Source organism: Vibrio sp. VGrn 2 (genome assembly GCF_009361695.1).
Taxonomy (GTDB): domain Bacteria; phylum Pseudomonadota; class Gammaproteobacteria; order Enterobacterales; family Vibrionaceae; genus Vibrio; species Vibrio diabolicus.
In genome coordinates this window covers 396,312-410,936 of sequence record NZ_RBWD01000002.1, presented here as the reverse complement: position 1 = coordinate 410,936, position 14,625 = coordinate 396,312, and the positions used below count along the sequence as shown (strand labels likewise).

General features: G+C 45.5%; 11 protein-coding genes. 6 read left to right on the top strand and 5 right to left on the bottom strand.

Features of this window, described 5'->3' with window-relative positions; translation table 11 throughout:
- Position 1 precedes the first annotated feature (1 nt).
- The 3 genes from D8S93_RS05720 to D8S93_RS05710 all read left to right on the top strand — a co-directional run bounded on the left by D8S93_RS05720 (position 2) and on the right by D8S93_RS05710 (position 4,845).
- Positions 2 to 1,099: an efflux RND transporter periplasmic adaptor subunit gene (locus D8S93_RS05720; protein WP_074191125.1), complete on the top strand. Its 1,098-nt coding sequence runs from the start codon at positions 2 to 4 to the stop codon at positions 1,097 to 1,099.
- A complete protein-coding gene (vmeI, locus tag D8S93_RS05715; RefSeq protein ID WP_152812401.1) occupies positions 1,096 to 4,206 on the top strand; it encodes an efflux RND transporter permease subunit VmeI in 3,111 nt (1,036 codons plus the stop codon). Before D8S93_RS05720 ends, vmeI begins: the two co-directional genes overlap by 4 nt.
- A 72-nt stretch (positions 4,207 to 4,278) precedes the next feature.
- Positions 4,279 to 4,845 carry a DNA-3-methyladenine glycosylase I gene (locus tag D8S93_RS05710; protein WP_005378109.1) on the top strand — a complete coding sequence of 189 codons (567 nt, stop codon included), beginning with the start codon at positions 4,279 to 4,281 and terminating at the stop codon, positions 4,843 to 4,845.
- Between the two features lie 24 nt (positions 4,846 to 4,869).
- Here the strand turns inward: D8S93_RS05710 and D8S93_RS05705 are convergent, their stop codons facing one another.
- The 4 genes from D8S93_RS05705 to cls all read right to left on the bottom strand — a co-directional run bounded on the left by D8S93_RS05705 (position 4,870) and on the right by cls (position 9,798).
- A complete protein-coding gene (locus D8S93_RS05705; protein ID WP_152812399.1) occupies positions 4,870 to 5,730 on the bottom strand; it encodes a lipase secretion chaperone in 861 nt (286 codons plus the stop codon).
- A gap of 12 nt (positions 5,731 to 5,742) precedes the next feature.
- Positions 5,743 to 6,648 (bottom strand): esterase/lipase family protein, encoded by a 906-nt coding sequence (locus tag D8S93_RS05700; RefSeq protein ID WP_031780337.1) that lies wholly within the window; start codon positions 6,646 to 6,648, stop codon positions 5,743 to 5,745.
- Positions 6,649 to 6,893: 245 nt separating this feature from the next.
- Complete coding sequence (locus D8S93_RS05695) at positions 6,894 to 8,102, bottom strand: cystathionine beta-lyase (RefSeq protein ID WP_152812397.1); 1,209 nt, start codon at positions 8,100 to 8,102, stop codon at positions 6,894 to 6,896.
- A 241-nt stretch (positions 8,103 to 8,343) separates the two neighbouring features.
- Positions 8,344 to 9,798 carry a cardiolipin synthase gene (gene cls, locus D8S93_RS05690; protein ID WP_005393277.1) on the bottom strand — a complete coding sequence of 485 codons (1,455 nt, stop codon included), beginning with the start codon at positions 9,796 to 9,798 and terminating at the stop codon, positions 8,344 to 8,346.
- A 430-nt stretch (positions 9,799 to 10,228) separates the two neighbouring features.
- On the opposite strand from cls, the gene D8S93_RS05685 reads away from it, so the two are divergent.
- The 3 genes from D8S93_RS05685 to D8S93_RS05675 all read left to right on the top strand — a co-directional run bounded on the left by D8S93_RS05685 (position 10,229) and on the right by D8S93_RS05675 (position 13,344).
- Positions 10,229 to 11,599 carry a sodium-dependent transporter gene (locus tag D8S93_RS05685; RefSeq protein WP_043884644.1) on the top strand — a complete coding sequence of 457 codons (1,371 nt, stop codon included), beginning with the start codon at positions 10,229 to 10,231 and terminating at the stop codon, positions 11,597 to 11,599.
- 82 nt (positions 11,600 to 11,681) lie between these two features.
- The gene (locus D8S93_RS05680) at positions 11,682 to 12,374 is read left to right on the top strand and encodes a TIGR01621 family pseudouridine synthase (RefSeq protein ID WP_152812395.1); all 693 of its coding nucleotides are present in this window, start codon (positions 11,682 to 11,684) and stop codon (positions 12,372 to 12,374) included.
- 31 nt (positions 12,375 to 12,405) lie between these two features.
- The gene (locus D8S93_RS05675; protein WP_152812393.1) at positions 12,406 to 13,344 is read left to right on the top strand and encodes a class I SAM-dependent methyltransferase; all 939 of its coding nucleotides are present in this window, start codon (positions 12,406 to 12,408) and stop codon (positions 13,342 to 13,344) included.
- 216 nt (positions 13,345 to 13,560) lie between these two features.
- Here the strand turns inward: D8S93_RS05675 and D8S93_RS05670 are convergent, their stop codons facing one another.
- Positions 13,561 to 14,616, bottom strand: a complete 1,056-nt coding sequence (locus tag D8S93_RS05670) for a hybrid-cluster NAD(P)-dependent oxidoreductase (protein ID WP_152812391.1) — start codon at positions 14,614 to 14,616, stop codon at positions 13,561 to 13,563.
- Positions 14,617 to 14,625: the final 9 nt, after the last annotated feature.

Below are 14,625 nucleotides of genomic sequence, written 5' to 3'. Positions count from 1 at the left end.
TATGAAAGGAATCATCTCTCTAGCGGCATTATTTTCAACGTTTCTTCTTGTTGGTTGTGGCGATAAGGCACCAGAAAAAGCTCTTGAGACACCGCGTGTAAGAGTTACCTCATTAGCGGGAAATCGGGTGGATGACAACTTATATTTCCCTGCGGTTGCGAATGCAGCGGATCGCTCTCATTTGAGTTTCAGAGTGGCAGGAGAAGTCAGCCGCATCATGGTAAAAGAGGGCGATAAAGTCACGAAGGGTGATGTTATCGCAACGTTGGACCCTACGGACTATGAGTTGGATGTAGATAATGCGAGTGCGCGTTTTTCTGTTGTTGACAGTCAGTATCGCCGTTCACGTCCTTTGGTTGATAAAGGCCTATTAGCTAAGTCTCAGTTTGATGAAATTGCAGCACAACGACAAATCGCTCTGGCTGAGCTTAAGTTAGCGAAACTCCGTTTATCATTTACTACCTTAAAAGCGCCTGTGGATGGGATCATTTCGCGAGTTAATATCGAGCAATTCGAAAATGTCCAAGTCGGACAGCATATCGTCAATATTCATAGTTTGGAGCGAGTAGAGGTGCTGATTCAACTTCCAGACCGGCTCTATGTGAACCAACCGCCAACGGAAGAAAGACTTACCGCGATAAAAGCATTGGTGCGCGTGCCTAGTGGTAACGAGTACAACGCGACCGTGAAAGAATTTACGACTGAGCCAGACCCAACAACAGGCACGTTTACCGTCACATTATCGCTTCCTATGCCGGAAGAAGAATACATCCTAGATGGGATGGCAGTTGAAGTGACCTCCAAAGATAAGAACGTTGGCTTGGATCTCAATTTAGGAATTAATGTTCCTATTGAAGCCATTTTTAACGCGGACGGTGACGAGCTGGGGCGCGAAAACAAATTTGTTTGGGTACTGAATGATGACAACACGGTATCGCGCAGACAGGTGCGAGCAGGTAAGGCATCTAAAACGTCCATTCAAATCCTTGATGGTCTCATGCTCAAAGACAAAGTTGTGATTGCCGGTGTTTCTCGGTTAAGGGATGGCATGAAAGTGGAAGTGATACAGGAAATGGCTACGCAGGAGGCCGGTCTATGAGCGATCTTAATAAATCAGCGCCTCAAAGTGATGATGATGTGACCGGTATTGCTGCGTACTTCATCCGAAATCGTGTCATCAGTTGGATGGTCGCACTGATCTTTTTGATTGGTGGTATCGCTGCATTCTTTGGGTTAGGGCGTCTTGAAGACCCTGCTTTTACCATCAAAGATGCCATGGTGGTGACCTCTTATCCTGGTGCGACGCCGCAACAAGTCGAAGAAGAAGTGACTTATCCGATCGAAAAAGCGATTGAGCAGCTTACTTATGTTGATGAAGTGAATTCGATTTCTAGCCGAGGATTATCGCAAATCACGGTCACGATGAAGAACAATTATGGCCCTGATGATCTACCACAAATTTGGGATGAGTTACGCCGTAAAGTGAATGACCTTAAAGGGACGTTGCCTCCGGGTGTGAATGAACCTCAAGTGATCGATGATTTTGGTGATGTTTACGGGATTTTGTTAGCGGTGACTGGCGACGGTTATAGCTACAAAGAGCTACTGGATTACGTCGATTACTTACGCCGAGAGCTCGAACTGGTTGATGGAGTGAGCAAAGTTTCGGTATCCGGGCAGCAGCAAGAGCAAGTTTTCATCGAAGTATCGATGAAAAAGCTGAGCAGTATAGGACTTTCTCCCGATACGGTCTTTAATCTTCTCTCGACGCAAAACGTGGTTTCTGACGCAGGGGCGATCAGAATTGGTGACGAGTACATCAGAATTCAGCCGACTGGCGAATTCCAGAGTGTGGATGAGCTAGGCGATTTGTTGATTACTGAGTCGGGAGCTCAGGGGCTCATCTTCTTGAAAGATGTGGCGGAAATAAAACGTGGGTATGTAGAAGTACCGAGTAATATTATTAATTTTAACGGCAGCCTCGCACTGAACGTGGGTGTTTCTTTTGCTGAAGGCGTCAATGTCGTTGAAGTCGGAAAAGCGTTTGATCATCGCCTTGCAGAGCTAAAGTACCAACAACCTGTTGGTATCGAAATCTCGGAAATTTACAGTCAGCCTAAAGAAGTGGATAAATCGGTTAGCGGTTTTGTTGTCAGCTTAGCTCAAGCTGTCGGTATCGTCATTATCGTACTTCTGTTCTTTATGGGGCTACGTTCAGGTCTGCTTATCGGTTTAATTTTACTGCTGACGGTGTTGGGTACGTTCATTTTCATGAAGTATCTCGCGATAGATTTGCAGCGGATTTCATTAGGTGCTTTGGTTATCGCGTTAGGTATGCTGGTGGACAATGCAATCGTCGTGGTTGAGGGGATTTTGATTGGTACCCAAAAAGGGCGAACTCGACTCCAAGCGGCGACTGACATCGTTACCCAAACCAAGTGGCCATTACTTGGGGCAACTGTGATTGCGGTAACTGCATTTGCGCCCATAGGACTGTCTGAAGACTCGACGGGCGAATATTGTGGCACTTTGTTTACGGTTCTGCTGATCTCATTGATGTTGAGTTGGTTTACCGCTATCTCGTTGACACCATTCTTTGCTGACATCTTCTTTAAAGGCCAGAAGATTAAACAAGGTGAAGGGGAAGAAAATGATCCATATAACGGGGTTATTTTCGTTATTTATAAAAAGTTTCTTCAGTTTTGTATGCGTCGTGCTTGGTTTACCGTTGTGGTGCTGATTGCGGGATTAGCGGCAAGTGTTTACGGGTTCACCTTTGTGAAGCAAGCGTTTTTCCCATCTTCGACAACGCCGATTTTTCAGTTAGATGTATGGATGCCGGAAGGAACTGATATTCGCGCCACCAACACAACGCTTAAAGAGCTAGAAAGTTGGTTAGCTAAGCAAGAGCATGTCGACCATATCACGACGACTGCAGGTAAAGGCTTACAGCGCTTCATGTTAACGTACGCGCCCGAGAAAAGTTATGCGGCTTATGGTGAGATAACCACTCGTATGGAAAATTACGAAGCGTTGAAACCATTAATGGCGAAGTTTCGAGAGTATTTAAAAGCCAACTACCCAGAAATCAATTACAAGCTCAAACAGATTGAGTTAGGCCCTGGTGGTGGTGCAAAAATTGAAGCGCGCATTATTGGCTCTGATCCAACCGTCCTTCGTACGATAGCCGCTCAGGTCAAGGACATCATGTACGCCGATCCTCAGGCAACAAATATCAGGCATGATTGGCGTGAACGAACCCAAGTTCTTGAACCTCAGTTTAACGAGAGTCAGGCACGTCGCTATGGCATTACCAAATCGGACGTCGATGGCTTCTTGTCCATGTCATTCTCTGGAATGACGATAGGCCTCTATCGAGACGGCACGACGCTCATGCCTATCGTGGCTCGCTTACCTGAAGATGAACGCATTGATATTCGTAACATTGAAGGGATGAAAATATGGAGCCCAGCACAGAGTGAGTTTATCCCACTTCAACAAGTTACAATGGGTTACGACATGCGCTGGGAGGATCCTATCATCGTGCGTAAGAACCGTAAGCGCATGCTCACTGTGATGGCAGACCCTGATATTCTAGGTGAAGAAACCGCATCGACGTTGCAAAAACGTTTACAGCCCCAAATCGAAGCGATTCAAATGCCTCCTGGCTATTCACTAGAATGGGGTGGTGAGTACGAATCTTCAGGTGATGCTCAAGAGTCGCTGTTTACTACCATGCCAATGGGGTACTTGTTCATGTTCTTGATCACCGTATTCCTATTTAACTCTATCAAAGAGCCACTCATTGTTTGGCTTACCGTGCCGCTGGCGTTAATTGGTGTCACCACCGGTTTATTAGCACTCAACACGCCGTTTGGTTTTATGGCTTTGCTCGGCTTCTTAAGCTTATCGGGAATGGTGCTCAAAAATGGCATCGTATTACTGGACCAAATTGAAATAGAAATGAAATCGGGTAAAGAGGCTTATGATGCGGTCGTTGATGCTGCGGTAAGTCGCGTCCGTCCTGTGTGTATGGCTGCAATCACGACGATCCTTGGTATGATCCCACTATTACCAGATATTTTCTTCAAACCAATGGCGGTTACGATTATGTTTGGTTTGGGCTTTGCGACAGTCCTGACACTGATTGTCGTGCCAGTGTTGTATCGTTTGTTTCATAAAGTGGCAGTACCGAAACAGGCTTAGTGCTACTGATATAACGATGAAAAGTATCGCGCCTCTAGCTCATCAGTTAGAGGCGCTTTTTAAGGAAGAATAATGACAGAACAAAAAACGTGTGCGTGGGCGATGAATCACCCATTAGAGCGCGAATATCATGATTCCGAATGGGGCGTGCCAGTATATGACGACCAAGTCCTGTTTGAATTTATTACGTTGGAAGGTGCACAAGCTGGGCTTAGTTGGATCACCATTCTTAAAAAGCGCGAAGGATATAGAGAAGCGTTCGAGAATTACGATCTAGATGCGTTGGAACAAAGAAATGAAGAACGCGCTGAATACATCGTGGAAAACTTCGATGTTGTGAGACATCGCGGAAAGATTAACTCGGTATTCAGTAATGCCAAAGCGGCCAAAGCGTTAATTGCTGAATACGGGAGTTTATCAGACGCGTTGTGGCAGTTCGTGGACGGTGAACCAATCGTCAATCAATGGCAACATATGAGTGACGTACCAGCTTCGACAGAGCAATCCAAAGCCATGAGTAAATTCCTAAAAAAGAAAGGCTTCAAGTTTGTCGGTGAAACCATCTGTTATGCTTTCATGCAAGCCGTCGGCATGGTGGATGACCATATCGTTGGATGTCCTAAAAAGCAGAATAAGTAACGTTTGGCGATTAAGCTAATGTTGTTAGTTCTGGCTATCATGAATACGTTCCAAAGCTTCGATTCGACGCCATTGAGTGGCATCGAAGCTTTGTTTTCTTAAAGCAATGATTTCTGCCTGTTTTTCGTCTTGCCCTAGAAAATCCCTATTCAGAATATTTTGACGCTGCTTTAAGTAAGTGGCGAGTTGAGTGTTAAATGATGCTCTTTGCTCATCAAGCTTTTGCAGCCTCTGCGCTCCGGCATCTCCTACCAGAGCAACACGGGCGATGTACTTGTCTTGTGAATCAAGCTGAGAAGCTTGCTCGAGCTGCTCTGCTAATGCGTTATTGCGTTCACTTTCTCGTATGTAATCCGGTTGTTCTGATAACGCTTGATTGAGAAGGTGGGTCTGACTCTCGATATCCGATGCCTGTGTTTTAATCGTCAGTTTTTCCAATGCAAGTTGGCGAAGTCGGTTTTCTTCGTCAAACAATTGGGTTATCTGCACCTCGTTAAAGTATTGAAGCTGTAAGTTCAGTATTGCTTCATTCAGCATGGTTAACTGTTCAAGCTTTAGGTGGTTGTGCTCAAAAGGCTCTAATGCAGAGAGTGCTTGCTTGTAGGAAAGGTAGGTTTGAAAAAGTTTGGCATCAATATTCAGTGTTTGTTTTGCTAAAGTGTCATCATTGACTTCCGCTTTGATCGTATCGAGATCTTCTTCGCCCAGCCGGCTAAGAGAATATTCGAAGAAATCTTTTGGGGAAGAGACATCGGCGGCTATATCTTGCTGAGATGGCGAATGGTTAGAGGTTATCTCTTGTTGTTTGTCGCTTTGCAACAGAGAAAGCGCTCCCACGCCAAATATCGAGAGCAGGATAAAAGTGGTGAGAGCGACTTTCTTCATTGTGATGACCTCTTATAAACCTTGAAGTTTGAGACGATTTGCATGTTGGCGATAAAGCGTGACTGGATCGGTTTCAAAAAGATGATGAATACCGAGTAGGCCGTTAATTTCATCCAAATGGTTCATTTGATAATCATCACGTATGACTTTGCCCAAATGTGTGCTGCACGCACCAACTAAGCCATCATTTGGCCCATCAAAGGCTAAGCCAAGTACCATCATGGCAGCGTCGGTCGGATCGAAAACGTTTGTAAAAGTGGATGATCCGGTCCATGAGTAGTAATAAACGCCATTTGAAGCTAGCAAGTCGCCATTACCACATTCGCTAGTAGGCACTCCCTCTGGGTAGTGCTGGTTAAACGCCAATGAGCCTTCCGTGGTCAAGGCTGCTAATGAGGCTAAAGGGTCTTGGTCGAGATCAGAACCGCCTGATAGAAGATTAATAAGAGTGGTTAAGCCTTGCGCCAGTTTTACCGCGAGCTGCTCACTACCAGAACCCTCAGATACGGTGCCACGAACTAAATCTGCCACTTTAGACCCTTTATTAACGCCACCGATACTCGTAACTGATGCGACTAGGTCAGGACGGACAGAGGCGACGTAGCGCGTTGTTGGACCACCATGACTGTGACCGATGAGATTGACTTTCTCTGCGCCTGTTGCAGCAAGTAAGGTTTCTACTTGAGCAAGCAGCTGCTCCCCTCGAACTTCGCTGCTGTTGGTCGCGGATACCTGCGCTACATAAACTTTAGCGCCGTCTTTCGTTAAGGAATGTGGTATTCCGAAAAAGTAATCTACGCCTGCGAGGGTATCAAAACCAAATAATCCATGAACCAGAACAATCGGATACTTGGTTTGGGTATAACCCGTTGCGGCGTGTACGGTGGTTATTGGGACGGTAATTAAGGTAAAAAGCATTAGCGCTATGAATTTGAGTTTCAAAACTATCTCCTTGTGGTATGACCTCTTATGAATGATAAAAAGTAGGAGAGAAACTCTAAATTTGGAAAGCCTATTTGTGGCACATTATTTCATTCTGTGACTGCTCAATTGAAAAACAACACAAATGATTAACATTAACGAATAGGTGGTGGGAATGTTAGGTAATTCTAATTAAGTCAGCGAGTTATAAAAACGCCCCGCGAAGCAGGGCGATTCAATTACTATTTTAGAGAGACTTCTTTTTCTAAAATTAACGCGTTATAGCGTGCAAAACCAGCCTCTAGATCGGCGATCAAGTCATCCACGTCTTCTAAGCCAATATGAATTCGAACTAAAGTGCCCTCAAAGTGTGGGTGCGCTACGGTTCTCAAGCTGTTAAAGCTCTTTGGTTCGTTAGCAAGAATGAGGCTTTCATACCCGCCCCAAGAATAACCCATACTGAAGTGTTTCATACCGTCAAGCAGAGCCGTCGTCGCTTTTGGATAAGACGTTTTGAGAACAAATGAAAACAAGCCGTTTCCGCCAGTGAAATCGCGTTTGAAAAACTCATGCCCAGGGCATGATTCCAAAGCTGGATGGCGGACATGATCAACTTCCGGACGAGAAGTCAGCCACTTGGCGACTTTCAAGCTACTTTCTGCGTGTTGTCTTAGGCGAACATCCAGCGTGCGAATACCACGAAGGCCTAGGTATGCGTCGTCAGGAGAAACGCACTGACCCATCAAGTAGCTTTGTTCGCGCAGTTGGGGCCAGTATTTTTCGGAAGCTACGGCTGTACCTAACATTACATCAGAGTGACCAACTATGTATTTGGTGGCGGCTTGAATGGAAATATCGACACCATGTTCAAATGGTGAGAAGTTCACGCCAGCTCCCCATGTGTTATCAAGCATCACAATAATATCGTGCTTGTGAGCAATGCGCGCCAATGTTGGTACGTCCTGCACCTCCATTGTGACTGACCCCGGAGATTCTAGGAAAAGGACTTTGGTATTTGGTTGAATCAAATCACGAATACCTTCTCCAATCATTGGATCATAATAGGTAGTTTCGATGCCCATTTTCTTCATGATGGTATTACAAAAATCACGAGTTGGTTCGTAACAAGTGTCCACCATCAGAATGTGATCGCCAGTTTCGACGAAAGAGAGAATCGCATTTGAAATTGCTGCCGTGCCACAAGGGTAGAGAGCACAACCTGATCCACCTTCAATCTCAACCATTGCATCTTGAAAAGCGAAGTGCGTGTTGGTGCCACGGCGACCATAAAATAATGTTTTATTGGTGCGGTTCATGGTGGCTTGGTTCTTCTCTGCAACCGTGTTGAATACCACGGTTGAAGCGCGTTGAACGGGTGGGTTTACAACACCGTTTGTCCACTTTTTATCGCGGCCAGCGGTAATGAGCTTGGTTTTTTTGCCCTCTGACATAAAAGTTCCCTGTCTTAAATATTACGATTTTGATTATTTAAAACATGGACGACATAACGTTTGCAAGGGAAAAGTCAACTATCACCCAATAATAGCCGAGATTATCGAGTGAAGGCGTCAAAGCTGAAAGGTTGAGTTGTAGGCTTAGAGTGTATCGCTAAGGTGAAAAACGTAAGTAGAACAAACCTCCGGCAAGATGTTTGAAGCGCTGGAGGTTTTTTTAGTCGGTGTATTTGAGGTATTAGAGGAGTGGATTGAAGAGATAGAATACTCGCTCTAAGAATCGAGAAAATAGACTTCTTTTCTCCCATTCTTCCAATACAACAGTGTGAGATTGCTTAATATAGCTATCTTGTAACCAAGACATTTGCTTCGTGAACTCTTCGTCGTCAACGGCGAGGGTCACTTCGAAGTTCAGCCACAAGCTGCGCATATCCATGTTTACGGTGCCAACTAAACAGAATTGGTCGTCAATTACGACGGATTTCGTATGCAGCAAACCACCATAAAACTCATAGATTTTGACTCCTGCACACAAAAGCTCACTATAAAACGCGCGTGACGCCCATTGCACCATCATCGAGTCATTTTTATGTGGAATAATGAGTTCAACATCAATGCCTCGTTGTGCTGTCATCTTTAACGTTTCAAGTAAGTCTGCATTGGGCACGAAATATGGCGTTGTAATTCGTACCGAGCGATTGGCTTGGTTGATTGCCAATGTTAATACTTGATAGATCAGATATTCCGGCATACCAGGGCCAGAAGGCACAACCTGAATAGGGTGTTGGAATTCACTCTCATCGATCTTGCATTCAGGTAGTCTCGGTAAATGACGTTCGCCAGTTTCGACTTCCCAATCCCAACAGTGGATAGCACTCAATACGTTTACCGTTGGTCCCGTAATGCGAACCATGATGTCCACCCAATGCCCGACGCCACTGTTTTGTTTGAAGTAAGCTGGGTCAACCAAGTTCATTGAACCTGTATAAGCAATTTCATCATCAATTACGATGATCTTGCGATGTTGGCGAAGATCAAGACGACGTAAGAAAATACGCCACATCTTCACTTCTAGCGCTTGAATAACTTCAATTCCAGCATCCTGCATCATTCGATACCAAGGACTTCTGAAAAAACGTGGACTACCTGCTGAATCGAGCAATAGTTTGACATCTACGCCGCGTTTAGCCGCTTGGATAAGTGCAGAAGCGACAGAGTCAGCCAAACCACCTGGATGCCAAATGTAGAATACCATTCGAATACTGCTCTGCGCGTTTTCGATGTCTTCAATAATGGAATGCAAAATCTCATTAGGTGACTGTTGCAGCGACAATGTATTACCGCTCAATGCAGGAAGACCAAGGCGGTTGTTACAAAGTTCATCAATTCGGTAGATGTGCCTTCCCATTGTTTCTGGGTTGTGCGCGTTACAGTCGTTAAGCTGACTGAACCACTTCTCGAATGGTGTAAACATCTCTTTTGCGCGTTCGGCCCGTTTTCTGCCTAAGTTCAGTTCACCGAAGAGGAAATAACATGCGACACCCAGAACGGGAAGGATATAAATGATCATTAGCCAAGCTAAAGACACGCTCACTGCACGGCGCTTTAAAACGACACGAATGGTCACACCTGCGACCAGTAACCAATATAGCCCGATGCCAGCTAAAGTAAGAAAGTGATAAAACTTGTCCATATACGCTCAGAGTAATATGCCCTTCTAGGATATTAAGCATAAAAGTGGGTTGGGGGAATAGATTTCCCATTTAGACGTGGGATTGACCTTATATGAGGAACGAATTTCATAACAGCTGATTCTGTTATTTTAATGTGAAAAATAAGGCCATTCTTTAACTTTTGAACAAAAAAGCAGCATTTAACCTGCGTAACTCGACACTTGTGCGATAAATGTACTTTTTTGGGGTTCCAATTTTAAAGGGGAGCTGCTTTACTTTCTAGACATAGTGCGTCGAACGCTTATTTTATAAGTGTACAATAATTTTTACATAAACTTTTTAGGCGCCTATCTCTATGCATACACAACAAACTAATTTTGGAGAAAAAGCGTGGCTACAACTAATACAGCAGCACCACGTGATACGTGGGGGTCTAAACTAGGCTTCGTAATGGCAGCAGCGGGTTCCGCTGTCGGTTTAGGCAATATATGGAAATTCCCTTACACAGCGGGTGAGAGTGGCGGCGGTGCATTCGTTGCTATCTACCTTATCTTTGTTATTTTTATCGGCTTTAGCGTGATGCTGACAGAGTTCGCTATTGGTCGTAAGACAGGTCTTTCTGCCGTAGGTGCATTCAAAACAACTGACCGACGCTGGACGTTCACTGGCGTTATGGGAGTCTTCAGTGGTCTTTTGATCATGGGCTTCTACCCAGTGGTTGGTGGTTGGGCATTGGCCTACATCTTTAAAGTGGGCGGTGGTCTACTCAGCGCGCCAGAAGCAATTGGCGACAGCTTTGGCGGTTTCATCTCAGATCCGATTCAACCTTTAATGTGGATGGGGGTTTACCTGTTCCTTAACGTCATGATTGTGATGAAAGGGATTTCGGGTGGTATTGAGAAAGCCGGTAAGGTTCTGATGCCGCTTCTGTTCTTAATCCTAATCGTTGTTTCTGTTAAAGGCTTGATGCTGCCAGGTGCAATGGCTGGCCTTGAGTTCTTATTCATGCCGGACTTTTCTAAAGTCGATAGCAATGTGGTTCTTGCTGCACTAGGGCAGGCGTTCTTCTCACTTAGCTTAGGTATGGGCTGTATGATGACGTACGGTTCTTACCTGAAGAAGAAAGAGAACCTAGTTCAAACAACCGGTATGGTTACTGCGATGGATACAGGTGTAGCGATTCTTGCTGGTGTTGCTATGTTCCCTGCTATGTTTGCCTTTGGCATGGAGCCTGCGGCAGGCCCAGGTCTTGTATTCGTTGTCGTTCCTCAACTATTTGCTGAAATGGGCGGTGTGATTGGGTTGCTATTTGCGTTGCTATTTTTCATCGGCTTGACGGTGGCGGCATTAACTTCTTCAGTATCACTATTGGAAGTTGTCGTGTCTTACCTAATCGATGAGAAAGGCATGAAGCGCTCTAACGCGGTTCTGTCTGCAAGTGCAGTTATGGCGGCATTATGTATTTTTGCGTCACTATCGTTAGGTGGAATGGGGCCAACGCTGTTTGGTACAGGTGCCTTTGATATCTTCGACTTGCTAACGGACAAAATCTTCCTAGCGGTTGGTGGTATGTTGGTTTGTATCTTTGCTGGATGGCGCCTAAGCCGTGCTGAGCTAGAAAAAGAGATCACTAATGACGGCGAAGTATCCTTCCCGCTATTTGGATTGTGGTACAACCTAGTTAAATACCTGATTCCTGTTGCGATTGCTATTGTTGCCTTCATGGGGATTAAGTCTGGCTTTGATAGTGGTAAAGGTGAAATCATGCTGCTGGGTATCGCGATCATTGGTCTTGCTGGTATTTTCTCTAGAAAGCTCTAGCTCAGGCCTTGGGGCAAGCCTCGATAGCTTTGTCCGATAACTTATGTATACTGCTGGCTCCAAACGTGGAGCCAGTTTTTTTATGTTCGATATTCTACATACCCATCCCGATTTTCTGATCATCAATAAGCATCCCAACGTCTCTGTTCATAAAGACGATGGCGACACAATGCTGCTGCAAGAAGTGGCCAAGCAGAGTGGTGATGAGCAGCTCTATCTGATCCATCGCTTGGATAAAATGACATCGGGTATTCTGCTCCTCGGACGCAACGCCAAAGCGGCCAGTGCGTTATCGCAAGCCTTCGCTGACCGCCAAGTGGAAAAGTTCTATCTGGCGATTGGCTCTAAAAAGCCGAAAAAGAAACAAGGTTTGGTCGTTGGTGATATGGAGCGTTCGCGCCGTTCATCATGGAAGCTGGTCAACAGCAAAAATAACCCAGCCGTCACCCAGTTTTTCTCTCTTGCGGCAGAGCCAGGAGAGCGCCTATTTTTATGCAAGCCACACACGGGTAAAACGCATCAAATCCGCGTGGCATTAAAATCGGTTGGCTCAGGTATTGTTGGCGACCCGATTTACAATGCAGGCAATGAGGCTGATCGCGGTTATCTGCATGCATTTTCACTTTGCTTCCAATACCGAGATGAGCAATATCGCTTCGTTTGCGATCCACGAGAATACCAAGTGCTGGGTAACAAATGGCACAGTGAAATCGTCTCTAAGGGTTTGGATACTTGGCTTTCCCCTTGGGAACTGAACTGGCCTACGATCAAATAACCGTCACAAAGAAAACTAATAAGAGAACTCGATGCAAGCATCACAACTTCCGCTGTTCTTTCAGCATCTAGAAACCGAGCTCGCGCAAGCTCCTAACGAAATTCGTCGACTGTTTCATGGTCGTGGCCGTCGTTTTGAGGGCCTAGAGCAAATCACCTGTGATTGGTTACAAGGTCAGTTGATTATCAACTTGTTTAAAGAAGTCGACGACGCGTTTCTCGCTGAGCTGAAAAACGGCCTCAATGCGTTGGCACAATCACAACTGTGGGCAGATAAGCAAGGTCGCACAATGGTTCTTCAGCACCGTTATGCCGATGGTGCGCCTTCAGAAGTGCTTGTCGGTGAATTAGACGCTCACCCTGTCGTTGAAGAAAGCGGTTTGAAATACCAATTGGATATTGGCCGCAACCAAAACTTCGGTCTGTTTTTGGACATGCGCTACGGTCGTGATTGGGTACGCGAAAATGCGAAGCATAAAAACGTGCTTAACTTGTTTGCTTACACGTGTGGCTTTTCTGTCGCTGCCATTGCGGGGGGCGCAGATAAAGTGGTTAACGTCGACATGGCAAAAGCGTCGCTGTCTAAAGGTCGTGAGAACCACAAGCTAAATGGTCATAACATCAACCAGGTAAGCTTTATGGGGCACGATATCTTTAAATCGTGGGGTAAGATTAAAAAATCTGGTCAGTATGACTTGATTATCATCGATCCGCCTTCATTCCAGAAAGGCAGCTTTGCGCTGACTAAAGATTACAAAAAGATTCTACGTCGATTGCCGGATTTGTTGGCAGACGGCGGTCAAGTGATGGCATGTGTGAACTCGCCATCTGTGACAAGCGACTTCTTGATTGAAAGCATGAAAGAAGAAGCGCCAGAGTTGACATACCGTGAGCGTCTGGATAACCCACCAGAGTTTATGGACGTAGACAGCGAAGCTGCATTGAAAGTGTTGTTATTTAGCGAGAAGTAATGACGACGAAACGAAAGTTGTACCTATCTATAATACCAGCCGTTTGAGTACGGCTGGCATTTCCGCGATACCCCGTCAATCTGAATAGCGAGACAGGAGTGTGATTCAGAGTCTATTCTCAGAGTGAGTTATTCCTAACACGCTGATATTAGATTCCTGATCTCGCCCAGGCTCGTCGGAATGACGGGAAACAATAAAAGATCGATACCAGCAGCATTAACCGATCTGCACTTCAAGATCCGCTTCGATGGTTGATGAGCAGGCGAGCACATAGCCTTGTTCAATTTCTTCTGGCGTTAGTGTTTCTAGGCTGGTGGAAGAGACGTTGCCTTGACGAACCTTGCATTTGCACGAGCCACAAATGCCGCTACGACAAGCGACGATTAATGGTAAGCCTGCGCCTTCAAGCACATCGGCCAGTACCTGACCTTTTTGCGCATCGATGGTTTGAGCAAAGTCAGGAACAGAAACACGAACAACTTCATCGGAGATCGATGTTTCTGCGCCAGTCGCTGGCGTAAAACTCTCTTGGTAGAAGTTCGTCATGTCAAAACCAAGGTCATTCAAATAGCCGTGAACATCTTGCATAAACTGGCTTGGGCCACACAGGTAAACGGTGCGTTGCTTGAAATCAGGAACAAGCTCTTTAAGCCAGTCGGCATTCAAACGACCTTGTGGATGTGACGTTCCTTCGCGGTTTTGTAGCAACAGCTTTAAATGGAAGTTGGGATACACAGTGTCGAACGTTTCTAGTTGATCGTAGTAAATCGTCTCTTCTGGGCTGCGTGCGATATGAAGAAATGCGATGTCCACATCGTTGTCGTTTTCATCGTGATTACTCAGCCAGTGTTTTGCCATCGAAAATACGGGCGTGACGCCGCAACCTGCACTGATAAGCAAGGCTTTTGTTTCGCCATCACGTAAAACGGGTGGGTGGTCAATGCAGTTAAATTCGCCCGCTGGTGGTAATGCTTGAACGGTATCACCGAGCAGCAGCGAGTCAACGATGTAGTTCGATACTTTACCGCCAGATACTCGTTTGATGGTGAGTTGAAGGTGATCGTCTTCATTGATAGAGCTGATTGAATAGGCGCGAAACTCCATTTTTCCATCAATTTCGATGCCCAAGTTAATAAACTGGCCAGGCTTAAACTGAAACAGAAGTGACTCGGTTAGTTCAGCCAACTTGATGCTGACGGTATCGTGTGTTTCGAAGTATTTGTCGATGCAACGGAGTGTGACGGGTTGGTTACCTTGCCATTCAAAAAACATAACAATCTC

Bases quoted from the DNA above. Each gene is read 5' to 3' on its own strand.
- D8S93_RS05700 (WP_031780337.1), bottom strand. From the start codon at position 6,648: ATGCTTTTTACCTTAATTACCGTCCCAATAACCACCGTACACGCCGCA.
- D8S93_RS05720 (WP_074191125.1), top strand. From the start codon at position 2: ATGAAAGGAATCATCTCTCTAGCGGCATTATTTTCAACGTTTCTTCTT.
- D8S93_RS05675 (WP_152812393.1), top strand. From the start codon at position 12,406: ATGCAAGCATCACAACTTCCGCTGTTCTTTCAGCATCTAGAAACCGAG.
- D8S93_RS05670 (WP_152812391.1), bottom strand. From the start codon at position 14,616: ATGTTTTTTGAATGGCAAGGTAACCAACCCGTCACACTCCGTTGCATC.
- D8S93_RS05680 (WP_152812395.1), top strand. From the start codon at position 11,682: ATGTTCGATATTCTACATACCCATCCCGATTTTCTGATCATCAATAAG.
- D8S93_RS05710 (WP_005378109.1), top strand. From the start codon at position 4,279: ATGACAGAACAAAAAACGTGTGCGTGGGCGATGAATCACCCATTAGAG.
- D8S93_RS05695 (WP_152812397.1), bottom strand. From the start codon at position 8,102: ATGTCAGAGGGCAAAAAAACCAAGCTCATTACCGCTGGCCGCGATAAA.
- D8S93_RS05685 (WP_043884644.1), top strand. From the start codon at position 10,229: ATGGCAGCAGCGGGTTCCGCTGTCGGTTTAGGCAATATATGGAAATTC.
- vmeI (WP_152812401.1), top strand. From the start codon at position 1,096: ATGAGCGATCTTAATAAATCAGCGCCTCAAAGTGATGATGATGTGACC.
- D8S93_RS05705 (WP_152812399.1), bottom strand. From the start codon at position 5,730: ATGAAGAAAGTCGCTCTCACCACTTTTATCCTGCTCTCGATATTTGGC.
- cls (WP_005393277.1), bottom strand. From the start codon at position 9,798: ATGGACAAGTTTTATCACTTTCTTACTTTAGCTGGCATCGGGCTATAT.